Source organism: Solirhodobacter sp., from assembly GCF_964715405.1.
Map to the genome: position 1 here is coordinate 102,697 of NZ_CBAICG010000009.1, position 14,894 is coordinate 117,590.

The 14,894-nt window shown below is 68.5% G+C and carries 16 protein-coding genes; 8 read left to right on the forward strand and 8 right to left on the reverse strand.

Going from position 1 to position 14,894, the window contains the following annotated elements:
• Positions 1-67 precede the first annotated feature (67 nt).
• Together AC11WY_RS06125 and AC11WY_RS06130 are read left to right on the forward strand one after the other, a co-directional pair.
• Positions 68-991, forward strand: a complete 924-nt coding sequence (locus AC11WY_RS06125; protein ID WP_482923580.1) for an alpha/beta hydrolase — start codon at positions 68-70, stop codon at positions 989-991.
• A 135-nt stretch (positions 992-1,126) separates the two neighbouring features.
• A complete protein-coding gene (locus AC11WY_RS06130; protein ID WP_482923582.1) occupies positions 1,127-1,843 on the forward strand; it encodes a methyltransferase family protein in 717 nt (238 codons plus the stop codon).
• Position 1,844: 1 nt separating this feature from the next.
• Here AC11WY_RS06130 and AC11WY_RS06135 read toward each other — a convergent pair whose 3' ends face one another.
• The 3 genes from AC11WY_RS06135 to AC11WY_RS06145 form a co-directional block, all read right to left on the reverse strand.
• Positions 1,845-2,444: an inner membrane-spanning protein YciB gene (locus tag AC11WY_RS06135; protein ID WP_482923583.1), complete on the reverse strand. Its 600-nt coding sequence runs from the start codon at positions 2,442-2,444 to the stop codon at positions 1,845-1,847.
• A 364-nt stretch (positions 2,445-2,808) separates the two neighbouring features.
• Positions 2,809-3,798, reverse strand: a complete 990-nt coding sequence (gene ftsY / locus AC11WY_RS06140; RefSeq protein ID WP_482923585.1) for a signal recognition particle-docking protein FtsY — start codon at positions 3,796-3,798, stop codon at positions 2,809-2,811.
• 59 nt (positions 3,799-3,857) lie between these two features.
• Positions 3,858-4,499: a lysoplasmalogenase family protein gene (locus tag AC11WY_RS06145; protein ID WP_482923587.1), complete on the reverse strand. Its 642-nt coding sequence runs from the start codon at positions 4,497-4,499 to the stop codon at positions 3,858-3,860.
• A gap of 170 nt (positions 4,500-4,669) precedes the next feature.
• Here AC11WY_RS06145 and AC11WY_RS06150 point away from each other — a divergent pair, with 170 nt between their 5' ends.
• The 5 genes from AC11WY_RS06150 to AC11WY_RS06170 all read left to right on the forward strand — a co-directional run bounded on the left by AC11WY_RS06150 (position 4,670) and on the right by AC11WY_RS06170 (position 10,134).
• Positions 4,670-5,710, forward strand: coding sequence for an alkane 1-monooxygenase (locus AC11WY_RS06150; protein ID WP_482923588.1), 1,041 nt, complete (start codon positions 4,670-4,672; stop codon positions 5,708-5,710).
• 92 nt (positions 5,711-5,802) lie between these two features.
• On the forward strand, positions 5,803-6,216 hold the full coding sequence (locus AC11WY_RS06155; protein WP_482923590.1) for a hypothetical protein: 414 nt from the start codon (positions 5,803-5,805) through the stop codon (positions 6,214-6,216).
• 78 nt (positions 6,217-6,294) lie between these two features.
• A complete protein-coding gene (locus tag AC11WY_RS06160) occupies positions 6,295-7,572 on the forward strand; it encodes a 3-deoxy-D-manno-octulosonic acid transferase (RefSeq protein WP_482923591.1) in 1,278 nt (425 codons plus the stop codon).
• Positions 7,573-7,618: 46 nt separating this feature from the next.
• The gene (locus AC11WY_RS06165) at positions 7,619-8,596 is read left to right on the forward strand and encodes a threonine dehydratase (protein WP_482923593.1); all 978 of its coding nucleotides are present in this window, start codon (positions 7,619-7,621) and stop codon (positions 8,594-8,596) included.
• Between the two features lie 236 nt (positions 8,597-8,832).
• Positions 8,833-10,134 carry a DEAD/DEAH box helicase gene (locus tag AC11WY_RS06170; protein WP_482923595.1) on the forward strand — a complete coding sequence of 434 codons (1,302 nt, stop codon included), beginning with the start codon at positions 8,833-8,835 and terminating at the stop codon, positions 10,132-10,134.
• 39 nt (positions 10,135-10,173) lie between these two features.
• Here AC11WY_RS06170 and AC11WY_RS06175 read toward each other — a convergent pair whose 3' ends face one another.
• Positions 10,174-10,626, reverse strand: a complete 453-nt coding sequence (locus AC11WY_RS06175) for a hypothetical protein (protein WP_482923597.1) — start codon at positions 10,624-10,626, stop codon at positions 10,174-10,176.
• Between the two features lie 344 nt (positions 10,627-10,970).
• On the opposite strand from AC11WY_RS06175, the gene AC11WY_RS06180 reads away from it, so the two are divergent.
• Positions 10,971-11,561: a thymidine kinase gene (locus AC11WY_RS06180; RefSeq protein ID WP_482923599.1), complete on the forward strand. Its 591-nt coding sequence runs from the start codon at positions 10,971-10,973 to the stop codon at positions 11,559-11,561.
• Positions 11,562-11,624: 63 nt separating this feature from the next.
• Here AC11WY_RS06180 and AC11WY_RS06185 read toward each other — a convergent pair whose 3' ends face one another.
• From AC11WY_RS06185 to AC11WY_RS06200, 4 genes are read right to left on the reverse strand one after another with little or no spacing between them, the layout of a single operon-like run.
• A complete protein-coding gene (locus AC11WY_RS06185; protein WP_482923601.1) occupies positions 11,625-12,581 on the reverse strand; it encodes a 2-hydroxyacid dehydrogenase in 957 nt (318 codons plus the stop codon).
• Positions 12,581-12,913 carry a tRNA-binding protein gene (locus AC11WY_RS06190; protein WP_482923603.1) on the reverse strand — a complete coding sequence of 111 codons (333 nt, stop codon included), beginning with the start codon at positions 12,911-12,913 and terminating at the stop codon, positions 12,581-12,583. The genes AC11WY_RS06185 and AC11WY_RS06190 overlap by 1 nt, the downstream gene beginning before the upstream one ends.
• Positions 12,910-13,731, reverse strand: a complete 822-nt coding sequence (gene proC / locus AC11WY_RS06195) for a pyrroline-5-carboxylate reductase (RefSeq protein ID WP_482923605.1) — start codon at positions 13,729-13,731, stop codon at positions 12,910-12,912. The genes AC11WY_RS06190 and proC overlap by 4 nt, the downstream gene beginning before the upstream one ends.
• 30 nt (positions 13,732-13,761) lie before the next feature.
• Positions 13,762-14,265 carry a type III secretion system chaperone family protein gene (locus AC11WY_RS06200; protein WP_482923607.1) on the reverse strand — a complete coding sequence of 168 codons (504 nt, stop codon included), beginning with the start codon at positions 14,263-14,265 and terminating at the stop codon, positions 13,762-13,764.
• Positions 14,266-14,894: the final 629 nt, after the last annotated feature.

Genomic DNA, 14,894 nt, shown 5'->3' on the forward strand with positions numbered 1-14,894 from the left:
TCTGCGGTTCATCCGGCTGTCGCGGGGCGCAGCTATCCCCGCCCCCAAGATATGGTGGGGAAGGCGGATGCCCCTTCTACGGATCAACGCGGACGGCACCATTCCCCGCTGCGAGGGCGGGTGGGAGGCCCTGTCGGCGGCCCTCGCGGCCCTGCCGGAAGGCGTGCCGGTGATCGTGATGATCCATGGCTTCCGCTTTTCGCCCACGGTTCCCGGCCAGAGCCCGCACAGCCACATCCTGTCGCTTGAACCGGTGCAGGACTGCTGGAAGGCGATCTCCTGGCCGCGGCATCTGGGCTTTGGCCGGGGTGACGCCGCGCAGGGCCTGGGCATCGCCTTCGGCTGGGAGGCGCGCGGCACGATCCGGGCCGCCTACGCCGAGGCAGCGCTGGCGGGCGCGGCGCTGGCCGCCCTGATGACCCGGATCGACGCCCAGCGCCCCGGCACACGGGTCGAGGTGCTGGCCCACAGCCTGGGTGCAAGGGTCGTCTTGCAGGCGCTGCACCATCTCGACCGGCCGATCCTTGGCCGCGCCGTGCTGATGGCCGCCGCCGAGGTCCGCCGCCCCGCCGAGGCCGCGCTGGCCACCCCGGCGGGCCGCGCCGCCGAGTTCGTCAACATCACCAGCCGCGAGAACGACCTCTTTGATTTCCTGATCGAGCGTCTGGTGCCGCGGCACGCCGACCGCGCGCTTGGTCACGGCACCGGGCGCCGCTGCGCGAACTGGATCGACATCCAACTCGATCAAGCCGAAACCCTGGATGCCCTCGCCGGGCTGGGTCACCGCATCGCCGCGCCACATTTGCGCATCTGCCACTGGAGCCTTTATCTGCGCCCCGGCGTCTTTGGCCTTTATCGGGCGCTGCTGCGCGACAGATTGCCGCTGGCCACGCTGCGCGACCGTCTGCCGCTGCGGTCCAGTCGCCGCTGGTCACGTCTTTTTGCGCCCCCGCGTCGCGGGTCGATCTTGCCAAGCCGCCGCGAAGCGTGACTATTGCACCCCGGCGAAGGGAGGCCCGGATGAGTGCCTTGACCGTGGGAAACCATCATCTGACGACCTGTTGCCGCACCGCGCGCATTGCAGCGGGGGCGGCCCAAAAGGGTCGCCTGACAGGGCGCTGATCCCGTGAACACCCTGACCCGGATCGACCCGCGGACCTACGCCTTCATTGCCGTGAAGATCACCCTCGTGATCTTCGTCGAGTTTCTGGTGATCGCCATCCTGCTGTTCTACGGCGCCGGAACGATGCGCTGGGCGGGGGGCTGGGCCTTCCTGCTGCTGGCGACCGGCTCGCTGATCCCCGCGACGGTTGCGCTGATGGTGCACGAACCGGGGCTGGTCGACGCGCGCACCCGACTGGCGCCAAAGGGCCAACCACTGGCCGACCGTCTGTTCGTGCCCGCCCACACGATGATGATGCTGGTCTGGGCGGGCGTCGCCGGCATCGACTCGGTGCGCCACGAATGGTCGCATGTGCCGCTGGTGCTGCGCGCCGCCGCCGCCGCCGCGATCCCGCTGGCGACCTGGGCGGGGTATCTGACGATGCGGCAGAACCCCTACCTCGCCACCTGCGTCTATCTGCAGGAGGACCGCGCCCACCGCGTGGTGGACAGCGGCCTTTATGCCGTCGTGCGCCACCCGTTCTACGCCGTCACCATCGGCTACCAGATCTGCGCCTCGCTGGTGCTGGGAAGCTGGCTCAGCCTTGGTGTGGCGATCCTGGTGGCGGGGATGCTGGCGCTGCGCATCCGGGTCGAGGAGCGCTATCTGGTGCGCGAACTGGCGGGCTATGCCGCCTACCAGCGCAGAACACCGTGGCGGCTGGTGCCGGGGCTCTGGTAGCTCAGGCGTCGTCCTCGGCCGCGTATTTCTGCATCAGCTTGCCCTGCGCCATGAAGAAGGCGAAGAGCGCGGCCGTCAGCACGAAGGTCTTGAACGTGACCCAGGCGCCGGTGGACATGGTGCGCCAGACCACCTCATTGGCGATCGCAAGGCCGAAGAAGAACAGGGTGATGCGCTGGGTCAGGATCATCCAGCCCTCCTCGCGCATCGGCAGCACCTCTTCGATCACCAGCTTCAGGTAGGACTGCCCGCGCAGCAGACCGAAGCCGAGGATGCCGCCGAACAAGAGGTAGATGATGGTCGGCTTCATCTTGAAGAAGCGTTCATCGTTGAACCAGATCGAGAGCCCGCCGAACACGATCACCAGCACCAGCGTCGCGATCTGCATCTTCGACAGCTTGCCGGTCAGCGCCCACAACAGGCCGGTGGAGATCAGCATCAGCGGGATGAACGCCGCCGTGACGACGATGAAGGCATCATAGCCGGTGCCGCCGATGGTGAAGACCTGCCCCTTCAACCGCCCATAGACGACGAAGAAAACGACGATGGGCACCAGTTCGATGACCAGCTTCACGATGGGGTTGAGTTTCTTCTGGCTCATCCGGGGCATCCTCGATCCGTTTTCCCGTTGCTAAAGCGAATTGCGTTCATCTTGAAACAGAATTCGCCCCAAGACTCGGGCGAATTCTGATGTGCTTGCGTCAGATGGAACGCAATTCGCTGTAGAACCTGCGGGCCCCGAAGGCCAGTCGCAATTGCGGGATCACTTAGCCGACTGGCCCGGCCGACTGGCCCGCCGACTGGCCATCGGGGCGCGCGCGCAGCGGCGAAGGCCGGGGGCCCTGCCCCCCAGCCCGACCACGGGACGGGCGTTCTTCGCTGGAAATCCTCCACCGGAGGATTTCCGAACGCTCGTCACCCCCGGAGTATTTTCGCCAAGAACAAGCGGCAAGATCGGCGCGCCGTCAGCCGTCGAGCCCGACGAGGGCGCGGGCAAATTCCTCGGGATCGAAGGGGGCGAGGTCGTCGATCTGCTCGCCGACCCCGATCGCGTGGATCGGCAGGCCGAATCTGTCGGCCAGTGCGACCAGAACGCCGCCCTTGGCGGTGCCGTCGAGCTTGGTCATCACGAGGCCCGAGACATCGGCGAGCTTGCGGAACGTCTCGACCTGGCTGAGCGCGTTCTGCCCGGTGGTGGCATCGAGCACGAGAATCGTGTTGTGTGGCGCGGCGGGATCCTTCTTGCGGATCACGCGGACGATCTTGGCCAGTTCCTCCATCAGGTCGGCGCGGTTCTGCAAGCGGCCCGCAGTGTCGATCATCAGCAGGTCGGCGCCTTCGGCCTGCGCCCGCGTCATTGCGTCGAAGGCAAGGCTGGCGGGGTCGGAGCCTTCGGGCGCGGTCATCACCGGCACCCCGGCGCGCTGGCCCCAGACCTGCAACTGCTCCACCGCCGCGGCGCGGAAAGTGTCGCCCGCCGCGATGATCACCGTCTTGCCCGCGGCGCGGAACTGGCTGGCGAGCTTGCCGATGGTCGTGGTCTTGCCCGAGCCGTTGACGCCGACCACCAGCACCACCTGCGGGCGGGAAGGGTAAAGCGGCAGCGGGCGCGCCACCGGCGCCATGATCCGGGCGATCTCGGTGGCCAGCAGGCGCTTCAACTCGTCGGTGGTGACGCGGCGGCCCATCCGGCCCTCGGCGATGTTGGCCGCCACACGCAGCGCGGTATCCACCCCCATGTCGGACTGGATCAGCAGTTCTTCCAGGCTTTCGAGCATCGCATCGTCGAACACGCGGCCCCCCGCGACGGCGCCCGCAAGGCGCGCGGCGAGGCCGGGCTTCGGGGCCTCGGCGGCAGGCGCCTTGGCCGCGTCGGCAACCAGATGATCCAGCCCTTCCTCGATCTTCGAGGACGACTTGAACATCCGATCCTTGAGCTTGGTGAAGAAGGACATCGCTGATCCCGTGGTCAGAGGCCGGGCCCCGGTTTCCCCTGACCTAACCATTCCCTCGCCTAGAGGGAAGGGCCAAGCACCCCGGCAGCGCCGAGGCAGATCAGCGCCTGCCCGGACCAGTAGGCCGCCCAGACCGCGCGCGACAGGGCGCGGGGTGCGGGCGGGGGCCGCACGAAGATCTCGACCGCCAGCAGGAGGTCGGAGGCGAGGAAGAGCCCGGCGCCAAGCAGCGCGGCCCAGGCGGCGCCGGGCAGCGTCAGCGCGGCCAGCGCCATCGCGGTGATCACCGCGACATAGGCACGGACCGGGGCGCGCAGGGTGCCGGTGCGGGGGGCGAGCCAAAGCTCGGTCGAGAGGCCGAGCGCGATCACGGCGAGGGCGGGCAGCGGCGCAGGCAGCCCGTGGCCTGCGGCGAGGAACGCCCCGGCATAGGCGAGGTGGCCCGCCGCGAAGGCCGCCATGCCGAGCAGGAACGCCGCCTGCCCCGGCCGTGACAGCGCAAGATCGCCCGCCGCGCCAAGGGCCAGACCCAGCGTGACCAGCCAGGGTGCCCCCAGGGACCAGGCCGCGACAGCCAGAGCCAGGGTCGCCACCGTCTTCAGCGCCGACTTGAGGACGGAGGAACCCTGCCAGCACCAGCCCGCGCCATAGGCAACGGCAGTTGCCGCGGCCAGTGCGATCGCCGCCCCGCCGGGGATCATGACCGCCCCCGCATCACCCTCAACACCGCCATGCCGCCCGCCTCCGCCCCCGGTCCCCCATTCCCTAGACCGAAGGCGGCCCGGACGGAAGGCCGAGGCCGCCGAAGGGCTTGGAAAGCCGGGCGGAAGCGGCAATACTCCGGGTGACCCGCAATGTCAGGACCGCATCCATGAACCGGCCGATCGTGCTTTTCGCCATCGCAACATTGGTGCCCGTGCCACTCCTGCTGCTGGGGGCGGGGTTCGGCGGGCTCTGGGCCTTGCTGGCGCTGCTTTACATGACGGCCTTCACCTTCGCGCTGGATGAACTGATGGCCTACGCCGCCCCGCAGGCCCCCGAGGGGCAGGAGTTTCCGGCGGCCGACGACCTGTCGGTGATCCTCGCCGCCGTGCATTTCATCCTGCTGCTGGCGGCGGTCTACGCGCTGACGGGCTGGACCGGGATCGGCTGGTTCAGCCGTGTTGTGATGTTCTTCGCCTTCGGGCTCTATTTCGGCCAGGTCAGCAACTCGAACGCGCACGAGTTGATCCACCGCTCCAACCGGGGCCTGTTCCGGCTGGGCATGTGGGTTTACATCAGCCTGCTGTTCGGCCAGCACACCTCGGCGCACCGGCATGTGCATCACCGCTTTGTCGCGACAGAGGACGATCCCAACAGCGCCGTTGCGGGCGAAAGCTTCTACGCCTTCCTGCCGCGCGCCTGGGTTGGCGCCTTCGTCGCGGGCTACGAGATCGAGCGTGACATGCGCCGCCAGTCGGGCGCGGGCGGGGTGAACCCCTATGTGATCTACCTCGCGGGCGAGGCGGCCTTCCTGTTGGGGATCTATATCCTGTTCGGCTACGGCGGGCTGATCATCTACATCCTGCTCGCGCTCTATGCGCAGATCCAGCTGATGCTGTCGGACTATGTGCAGCACTACGGGCTGATGCGGGGCGAGATGGCGGATGGCAGGCTGGAGCCGGTGGCGGACCGCCATTCGTGGAACTCGGGGCGGTGGTTCTCGTCGGCGCTGATGCTGAACGCGCCGCGGCATTCGGCGCACCACGCGCACCCGGCCTGGCCCTATCCCGAACTGTCCCTGCCGCCGCCCGACCAGGCGCCGCATCTGCCCTACAGCCTGCCGGTGATGGCGACGATCGCGCTTTGGCCCCGGCACTGGTTCCGGCTGATGGACAAGCGTCTGGCGCCCTGGCTGCCGACCGAGCCCTGATCTGATCCGGCCGAGCCCTGATCCGGTGGTGCCACGATGCTGGTGGGGACGGCGCGGCTGTGGCAGGATGGGATGATCTGGCCCCGTCCCGCATGAAAGGCTTCGCGATGCGCCGCATGATCCTTGCGCTGACCCTCGCCGCCGCCCCTGCCTGGGCGCTGGACAAACCGATGACCGCGGCCGAGTTCGATGCCTATTCGCTGGGCAAGACCCTGTATTACGCGGTGGGCGACAAGCCTTACGGGGCAGAGACCTACCTGCCCGACCACCGCGTCGTCTGGGCCTTTCTCGGCGAGGACTGCAAGCACGGCACCTGGGTCGAGACTAGGGGGCAGATCTGCTTCAGCTATGACGGCGACAGCACCGGCCCGCAATGCTGGACCTTTTTCACAGGGACTGGCGGGCTCAAGGCGCATTTCGAGGGCGACCCGCAGTCGAGCGACCTGATCGAGGTGCACCAGAGCGCCGAACCGCTGATCTGCCCCGGCCCCAGGGTGGGTGTCTGATCCCCCCGGCTTGCAAGCGGCCGTGCCGACGCCTATGACCGGCGGCACTTCGGATGGGGCGAACGGGGTCGGCGGGCAATGCTTTTCTACCGGATCATGCTGACCCTTCTGGCGCCGGGGATCGCCTTGTGGCTGCTGGCGCGCCGCCTGCGCGGGCGCGAAACGGCGCGGGGGCTGGCCGAACGGCTGGGCGGCGGCACGGGGGCACGGCCTGCGGGGCCGCTCTTGTGGGTGCATGGCGCCTCGAACGGCGAGCTGACCTCGGTCCGCTGGATGATCGAGGCGATGGTGCAGCGCAGCCCCGACCTTGGCCTGATCGTCACCTGCAACACCGAATCCGCGCGCGCGCTGGTCGAGGGCTGGGAGATGCCCCAGGTCGCCGCGCGGATGGCGCCGCTTGACTACCGCTGGGCGCTGGCGCGCTTCATCGCGCGCTGGCGGCCGGACGCGCTTTTGATGCTCGAAAACGAGCTTTGGCCGAACCGGATCACCATGATGGAGGCGCGCAAGCGCCCCGTGCTGGTGTTTGGCGCCCGCATGTCGGAACGCAGCGCAAAGGCCTGGGAGATGGCGCCCGCGCTGTGCGCGGCGATGTTCAGCGCGCTCGCCTTCGTCTCGGCGCAGGACGAGGTGTCGCGCACGCGGTTGCGCGGGCTGGGCGTTCGGCCCGGACGACTGGGGCCGGTGACCAGCCTCAAGGCGCGCGGTCCGGCACCGGGTGCCGCCGCCGCGCCGCTGCCCGAGCCGCTGCGCCATGCCTTCAACCCCACCACCACGCTGCTGGCGGCCTCGACCCATCCGGGCGAGGAACGCGCGGTGCTGGAGGGTTTCGCGCAGGGGCGCGCCGCCGGGCATGTCGCGCGCCTGATCCTGGCCCCGCGCCACCCGCGCCGCCGGGCCGAGATCGAGGCGCTGATCCGCGCCGCGGGGCTTGACTTCGCCACCCGGTCGACCGGGGCCGAGCCGGGCAATGTGCCGGTCTACCTGGCCGACACGATGGGCGAGATGGACCTGTGGTATCGCCTGGCCGGCGTCACCTTCGTCGGTGGCTCGCTGGTGCCGGGCGGCGGCCATACCCCCTACGAGCCCGCCCGCTTCGGCTCGGCCATTCTGCACGGGCCCTATGTGGCCAATTTCGTCGCCGTCTACCGCGCGCTGGATCGGGTCGGGGGGGCGCGGAAGGTGGCCGACGCGGGTGGGATCGCCACCGCGCTGGCCGAGCTGTCGGACGCCGCGCGGCGCGCGCGCATGGCCTCGGCCGCGCACGAGGCCCTGGAGGGCGCCCCGGGCGGCGGCGAGGATGCGCTGTTCGCCGCACTCGCCAAGGCGCTGGACCGACCCGCGCTGCGGGCTTGACCGCGGGCGACCGACCGGCAACCCTGCGGCAAAAGGAGCCTCCGCCATGACCCCGCTGTTCAATCGCGACGAGCTTGCCGCCGCTGCCACCCTCGTGCACCGCCACATGGCGCCGACGCCGCAATATGCCTGGCCGCTGCTGCAGGCGCGCACCGGCGCGAAGGTCTGGGTCAAGCATGAAAACCACGGGCCGACCGGCGCCTTCAAGGTGCGCGGGGCGTTCACCTTCATCGACTGGCTGCGCCGCACCCAGCCCGATTGCCCCGGCATCATCACCGCCACGCGCGGCAACCACGGCCAGGGCCAGGCGCTGGCCGCCACCGCCGCAGGCTTGCGCGCCGCGGTCTATGTGCCGAAAGGCAACTCGGCCGAAAAGAACGCCGCGATGCGGGCCTTCGGCGCCGAACTGGTGGAATTCGGCGAGGATTTCGACACCGCACGGGTCGAGGCGATGCGGGTTTCGGCGGCCGAGGGGTTGTTCCCGGTGCCGCCGTTCCACCCCGAACTGGTGCGCGGCGTCGCCACCTACGCCTACGAACTGTTCACCGCCAGACCCGATCTCGACACCGTCTATGTGCCGATCGGCTGCGGGTCCGGCATCTGCGGCGTGATCACGGCGCGCGACGCGCTGGGGCTGAAGACGAAGGTCGTCGGCGTCGTCAGCGACGCCGCGCAAACCGCCAAGCTGTCGGTCGAAGCCGGGCGGATGGTCGAAACCGAAACCGCCCGCACCTTCGCCGACGGCATGGCGGTGCGGGTGCCGGTGCAGGCCGCCTATGACATCTATTCCAAGGGCGCCGAGCGCATCGTGAGCGTTTCCGACGACGCGGTGGCCGAGGCGATCCGGGTTTACTACACCGACACCCACAACCTGGCCGAGGGCGCGGGCGCCGCGCCGCTCGCCGCGCTGATGCAGGAACGCGAACGGATGCAGGGCCGCGAGGTCGGCGTCATCCTCTGCGGCGGTAACATCGACAGCGGCTGGATGGCCACGATCCTGCAAGGCGGCACGCCCCGCGTCTGAGCGGCAAGCGTCGATCACCCTTGACTTGTCGGCCGAAGGCGCCCATGTGACCCCCACGTCAGAACCGTGGCCGCGTGAGCCACCGGGCATTCGTGCCCCCGTTCCGGCCGAAAAATCCAACCGGTTCCCCCTTCACGCAAGGAGCCGCGGCCAGGGCACATCGCCCGTCAGAGCCGCCCCTTGTCGATCGCCCGCGGGTTTCCCGCCGGGCCAATACGCCTTGAAAGGCACACAGCTTGACTCAATTCGCAGCCCTCGGGCTCAACGACCACCTGCTCAAGATGCTTGAAAAGCAGGAATTCACCACGCCGACGCCGATCCAGGCCGAAGCGATCCCCTATATCATGGCGGGCCGCGACCTGATGGGCCTGGCCCAGACCGGCACCGGCAAGACGGCGGCCTTCGGGCTGCCGCTGATCCACCGCATCATGGCGATCGGCAAGGCCCCGGCCCCGGCGACCACCCGCGCGCTGATCCTGGCGCCGACGCGCGAACTGGTGTCGCAGATCGCCGACACGCTGGCCGACTTTGCCCGCCACACCCATATCAAGGTCGTCACCGTCGTCGGCGGCGCTTCGCTGAACAAGCAGGCGGACAAGCTGGCCAAGGGCTGCGACATCCTCGTTGCCACCCCGGGCCGCCTGATCGACCTGCTGGAACGCCAGTCGGTGACGCTGTCGCAGACCACCTATCTGGTGCTCGACGAGGCCGACCACATGCTCGACATGGGCTTCATCCATGCGCTGCGGAAGATCGCGCGCCATCTGACCTCGGCGCGTCAGACGATGCTCTTTTCGGCCACGATGCCGAAGCAGATCGAGGAACTGGCAGGCACCTACCTGACCAACCCGATCCGCGTGCAGGTCTCGACTCCCGGCAAGGTGGCCGACAAGGTCGCCCATTCGGTGCATTTCATCAGCCAGGGCGACAAGGCCACGCTGCTGCGTGAATACCTCTCGAAGCACCCGGACGAAATGGCGCTGGTGTTCGGGCGCACCAAGCACGGCTCGGAAAAACTGATGAAGCTGCTGGTCAGCTGGGGCTTCGACGCCGGCTCGATCCACGGCAACAAAAGCCAGGGCCAGCGCGAGCGCACACTCGCCGCGTTCCGCGCGGGCGAGTTGAAGGTGCTGGTCGCGACCGATGTCGCCGCCCGCGGGATCGACATTCCCGGCGTGCGCCACGTCTACAACTTCGACCTGCCGAACGTGCCGGAAAACTACATCCACCGCATCGGGCGCACCGCGCGCGCGGGCGCCGAAGGCCGTGCCGTGGCGTTCTGTGCCCCGGCCGAGATGGGCGAATTCCGCGACATCGAGAAGATCCTGAAGGAACCGATCGAGGTCATCGGCGGCACCGCGCACCTGGGCGAGGGCCCGGCGCCGCGCCAGCCGCAGCGTGGCCGCGGCGCAGCCCCCGGCGGCCCGAAGCCTGCCGCCAAGTTCGGCGGCAAGCCGGTCGGCAAGCCCGGCGTGCGCCACAGCAGCCGCCCGGCAGCGTCGGGGGGCCGTCCCCGGCGCGAGGCGCGCACGGCCTGATATCGGCCGCAAACCAAACCGCTGACGCCCGAAAGGGCGTCAGCCCGCCTCTTCCTCCAGCGCCAGCTTCATCTCCAGCAGCACCTGCTGGATCGCCAGCGTCTCGGTCAACAGCCGTTTGGCCTCGTTGATCGAGATCCTGCCGTCCCCGATGGCCTGATTGTATTCGGCCATCAGCATCGCGAAGCGTTGCGACAGCTTCACCACATCGGAATTCACGCCGCCCTTGCGGTCGTTGGAATGCTCGCGGGAATAGGACAGCGTGATCCCCTTCAGGTCGGCCAACGCGGCCGTCACATGCGGAAACCGCGCGGCTTCCTCCAGCGCGGCCACCACGTCGATCGGCATGAACCGATCCGAATGCTCGGCGCTGTCGGAATAATACCGGCCCAGCGTCGCCTTCGACTTGCCGGTCAGGGTGCAGGCGGCCTCGAAGCCGACATCCTTCACCAACGCCTCGGAATGCTTCTTCAGATACCCCGCAACCGACATTCCGCCCTCACCCGTCCCTTCGCCCGCTCACTGGGGAATTCACTCAGCTTTTTCCCATTAATCGGGTGTCAGGAGTTTGTCATTTACAAAACGGTTCCGGGCAACCGGAGCAGGTGCGAGTGCCGGGTGTCCCGACCCGGAGTCAGTGGGCCCGTCGCAGTTCCGCCGGTCGGGAGGGGTGGGGTCGGCTCGTCCGGCTGCCCTGCCACGGGCCTGTGTTGCGTAAGTGGTGCCGGCAGGGTCCGGCCTTCCCCAGGCTTGCGCCTGGTCGGGCCCTGCCGAAGTTTCCCGGCCCTGCGCGCCGCCATCTTGCGGCGCGCAGGCGGGATCGGTTACCAGCGGGCATGGCCAAGCTTTACTTCAACTACTCAACGATGAACGCGGGCAAGTCGACGCTGCTGTTGCAGGCGTCGCACAATTACCGCGAACACGGCATGGCGACCTATCTTGTCACCGCGCGGCACGATCATCGCGCGGGCGAAGGGCGCATCGCCTCGCGCATCGGGATCGGCGACCCCGCCGACACCTTCGAACCGGGCGAAGACCTGTTCGCCAAGATCGCCGCCCGGCTGGCGCAGGGCCCCGTCGCCTGCATCTTCTTCGACGAGGCGCAGTTTCTGTCGCCCGCGCAGGTCTGGCAACTGGCGCGCGCGGTCGATGATCTTGGCGTGCCGGTGATGTGCTATGGGCTACGGGTGGATTTCCGCGGCGAGCTGTTCCCCGGCTCGGCCGCGCTGCTCGCCCTCGCCGACGAGATGCGCGAGGTCCGCACGATCTGCCATTGCGGCAAGAAGGCCACGATGGTGGTGCGCAAGGGGCCGGACGGCGCCGTGCTGAAGGACGGCGCGCAGGTGCAGATCGGCGGCAATGAAACCTACGTCTCGCTCTGCCGCCGCCACTGGCGCGAGGCGGTGGGCGACCGCGCGGCCGACTGATCCCTTTCGCCTTGGTCCAAGTATCCCGGGGTCCGGGGCAGCGCCCCGGGGCCTGTCAAGGTCTCAAACCGCATTGGGCAGCGCCCGCCCCTCGTCGAAGGCGATCAGGTTGTCCATCGCCATCATCCCCATCGCGCAGCGCACCTCCAGCGCCGCGGTGCCCAGATGCGGAAGCAGCACCACGTTTTCCAGCGCGATCAGCGCGGCGGGCAGCTTCGGCTCGAACTCGTAGACATCAAGGCCCGCGCCCGCGATGCGCCCTTCGGTCAGGGCGGCGATCAGCGCGGCCTCCTCCACCACGTCGCCGCGGGCGATGTTGATCAGGTGGCCGGTCGGTTTCATCGCAGCCAGCGCGGCGGCGTCGATCAGGTGGCGGGTGCCCGCGCCACCCGGCACGGCGATCACCACAACATCGGCTTCGGCCATCACTTCATGCAGCGTTGGCCGTTGCGTCACGGGAACGCCCGCCTCGGCCACGGGCGAGCGGTTGAAGACCACCACCCGCATCCCGAAACCCAGATGCGCCCGCCGGGCGATGGCCTTGCCGATCCGCCCCAGGCCGACGATGCCGAGGGTCTTGCCGGTCAGGTGCATCCCCAGCATCTGCGTCGGGTGCCAACCCTCCCACCGCCCGGCACGTACCAGCCGTTCGCCCTCGCCCGCCCGCCGCGCGCTCATCAGCATCAGCGTGAGGGCGATGTCGGCGGTGGCGTCGGTGACGGCACCGGGGGTATTGCTGACGGCCACCCCGGCGGCGCGGGCGGCGGCCACGTCGATGTGGTTGTAGCCGACGCCGAAGTTGGCCAGCATGCAGCAGCGCGGCGCGGGCGCGGCGGCGAAGGCGGCGGCGTCGAACATGTCGCCCAGCGTCGGCAGCACCAGGTCATACCCCGCGAGCGCCGCCGCAATCTCGGCGCGCGACAGTGGCCGCGTGTCGTCGCGCAACGTCACATGAAACCGCGCACGGGCGGCGGCGAGCACCGGGTCGGGCAGGCGGCGGGTGATCAGCAGCCTCCGCATCAGAACATCCGCCCGCCCAGCGGCACCTCGTGGCTGGGGCCGATCAGCACCACCTCGCCCTCGGCATCGGGCAAGCCCAGCACCAGAACCTCGCTCATCACCTTGCCGATCTGACGGGGGGGAAAGTTCACCACCGCCAGCACCTGCCGTCCCACCAGCGTCTCGGGCGTGTAGTGCGTCGTGACCTGCGCCGAGCTGCGCTTTTCGCCGATCTCGCCGCCGAAATCGACCCAGAGCTTGAAGGCCGGCTTGCGCGCCTCGGGGAAGGGTTCGGCGCGGGTGATGCGGCCGACGCGGATGTCGACCTTCTGGAAATCGTCGTAGCTGATCACTTGCCCAGCTCCCGCCCGCGTTCCGCCGCGGCATGCACGGCGCGGCGCAGCAGCGCCGGGAAGCCGGTCTCGGGGTCCATCAGCACCTTCAGCGCCGCCGCCGTCGTTCCGCCGGGCGAGGTCACGTTGATGCGCAGTTGGCCTGGGTCTTCGTCGGCCAGCATCGCCAGATGCCCGGCGCCCGCCACCGTCGCCTTGGCCAGCTGCATCGCCAGCGCGGGCGGCAGCCCCTCGGCCACGCCCGCCGCCGCCAGTGTTTCGATCAGGTGGAACACATAGGCGGGGCCCGAGCCGGACACCGCCGTCACCGCATCCATCTGGTGCTCGCCCGCCAGCCGCACCGTCTGGCCCACGGCCGACAGCAGCGCCTCGGCCAGCGCCAGATCGGCCTCGGTCGCCTGCGCGTTGCCAGTGATCGCGGTGATGCCGCGCGCCACGGCGGCGGGGGTGTTCGGCATCGCGCGGATCACCGGCGTGGCGGCGCCCAGCACGCGCTCGTAAAACGCGATCGGCGTGCCCGCGGCGATCGAGATGAACAGGGTGGCGCCGTTGCCCAGCGGCGTGAGGCGCGGCAGCGCCTCGGCCATCATCTGCGGCTTGACCGCCACCAGCACGATGGCCGGATTTGGCGGCAGGTCGGTGTTCAGGTGCAAGCCCTGCGCCACCAGCCCCTGCACCCAGTCCGATGGATGCGGATCGAGGACCCAGACGGCGGCGGGCGAAAGCCCCTGCCCCAGCCAGCCCTGCAACAGCGCCGTCCCCATCTTGCCGCAGCCCAGAAGCACCAGCCCGCGGCGGCCCACCGTATCCAACGTCATGCAATCCCCCGGTTTTTGTCCGGGGAAAGCCTAGGCGCGCCCGTAGGCCTCTGCAATGGCGACCTGCATCGCCTGCGCGGGGGTCTGATCGGACCAAGCCACCAGTTGAAACGCCGGGTAGAAACGTTCCGCCGTCATCACCGCCGTGGTGATCAGCCGGTCGATCTGTTCGGGCCCGGCGATCTGGCCGCCCGCCAGCACGAGGCCGTAGCGCCAGACCATCAGTTTCTGCTCGACCCAATAGGTGAAGGCGCCGGCCCAGCACAGGTCGTTGGTGCGGTTCAGCGTCTCGTAAAGCTCGGCCATGCGGCCCGCAGGCGGCTCCATCTCGAAGGTGCAGATCAGCCGCAGGGTTTCGTCCTGCGTCGACCAGGCCAGCGTGATCGAGTAGGTCCGCCACAGCCCCTCGACAGCCATCGCGATCTGGTCCTCGGCGATGCGGTCGAAATCCCAAGCGTGGTGTTCCGCCAGCGTCTCGACGATGTCGATGGGGTGCAACTCGTCGGTGTGGAGGAAGTCTTCTGCGATCGACATGCCCGGCCTCTCCAATTTAGCCCCCGGTGGACCGAGACCCACCAGAGACGGGGTGCCTTACCAAGGATCGGCATAGTTGCCTGCGATCCTTACTAGATATGGTGTGCGCAAAGAGGAAGCCTGTAAAGCAGTTTCTTGCCAAATGAACTGTGGACAAGAGTCTGTGTAGCTCGCCACCAGAATCTGCACAGTTTGACATCAGAACCTGCAGCAGACGTGTTTTCGGGTTTGGCGCGGTTGGAGGGGCGACTCACGCGCTGGTTGGGGAGGCATCCCGTCGTGCGGACTGGCGTCTGACGGGGCCACGACACAGCCTCGGAGCAGGTCGTTAACCGGTCATGAAAAGCCCAGTTGAAGGGTGGGTTTCACCTCGGGAAAACACCGCTGCGTTGATCATGTCGTCACCGTGAACGCGCCATTCATCGAGACCGGGATAATAATCCCCAAGCCAGCGGCGCCCATGTTGAACTGACACGTCAGGCTAGTGTTCTGAGTCTGACGCTTGCTACCTGTTTCCTCTGACTTCATCGAGTTTGTTCAGCGCGCGTCGTTCACGGGTGAGGATGTCTTCGGCTGTTTTGGTCCAAGTGAACGGCTTTGGTTTTGTGTTGTGCTGCCCGAGGTAGTCG

What these genes read in the sequence shown, in the direction of transcription:
- AC11WY_RS06125 (WP_482923580.1), top strand. Translation starts at nt 68, where the DNA reads ATGCCCCTTCTACGGATCAACGCGGACGGCACCATTCCCCGCTGCGAG.
- AC11WY_RS06135 (WP_482923583.1), bottom strand. Translation starts at nt 2,444, where the DNA reads ATGAGCCAGAAGAAACTCAACCCCATCGTGAAGCTGGTCATCGAACTG.
- ftsY (WP_482923585.1), bottom strand. Translation starts at nt 3,798, where the DNA reads ATGTCCTTCTTCACCAAGCTCAAGGATCGGATGTTCAAGTCGTCCTCG.
- AC11WY_RS06145 (WP_482923587.1), bottom strand. Translation starts at nt 4,499, where the DNA reads ATGATCCCCGGCGGGGCGGCGATCGCACTGGCCGCGGCAACTGCCGTT.
- AC11WY_RS06150 (WP_482923588.1), top strand. Translation starts at nt 4,670, where the DNA reads ATGAACCGGCCGATCGTGCTTTTCGCCATCGCAACATTGGTGCCCGTG.
- AC11WY_RS06155 (WP_482923590.1), top strand. Translation starts at nt 5,803, where the DNA reads ATGAAAGGCTTCGCGATGCGCCGCATGATCCTTGCGCTGACCCTCGCC.
- AC11WY_RS06160 (WP_482923591.1), top strand. Translation starts at nt 6,295, where the DNA reads ATGCTTTTCTACCGGATCATGCTGACCCTTCTGGCGCCGGGGATCGCC.
- AC11WY_RS06165 (WP_482923593.1), top strand. Translation starts at nt 7,619, where the DNA reads ATGACCCCGCTGTTCAATCGCGACGAGCTTGCCGCCGCTGCCACCCTC.
- AC11WY_RS06175 (WP_482923597.1), bottom strand. Translation starts at nt 10,626, where the DNA reads ATGTCGGTTGCGGGGTATCTGAAGAAGCATTCCGAGGCGTTGGTGAAG.
- AC11WY_RS06180 (WP_482923599.1), top strand. Translation starts at nt 10,971, where the DNA reads ATGGCCAAGCTTTACTTCAACTACTCAACGATGAACGCGGGCAAGTCG.
- AC11WY_RS06185 (WP_482923601.1), bottom strand. Translation starts at nt 12,581, where the DNA reads ATGCGGAGGCTGCTGATCACCCGCCGCCTGCCCGACCCGGTGCTCGCC.
- proC (WP_482923605.1), bottom strand. Translation starts at nt 13,731, where the DNA reads ATGACGTTGGATACGGTGGGCCGCCGCGGGCTGGTGCTTCTGGGCTGC.
- AC11WY_RS06200 (WP_482923607.1), bottom strand. Translation starts at nt 14,265, where the DNA reads ATGTCGATCGCAGAAGACTTCCTCCACACCGACGAGTTGCACCCCATC.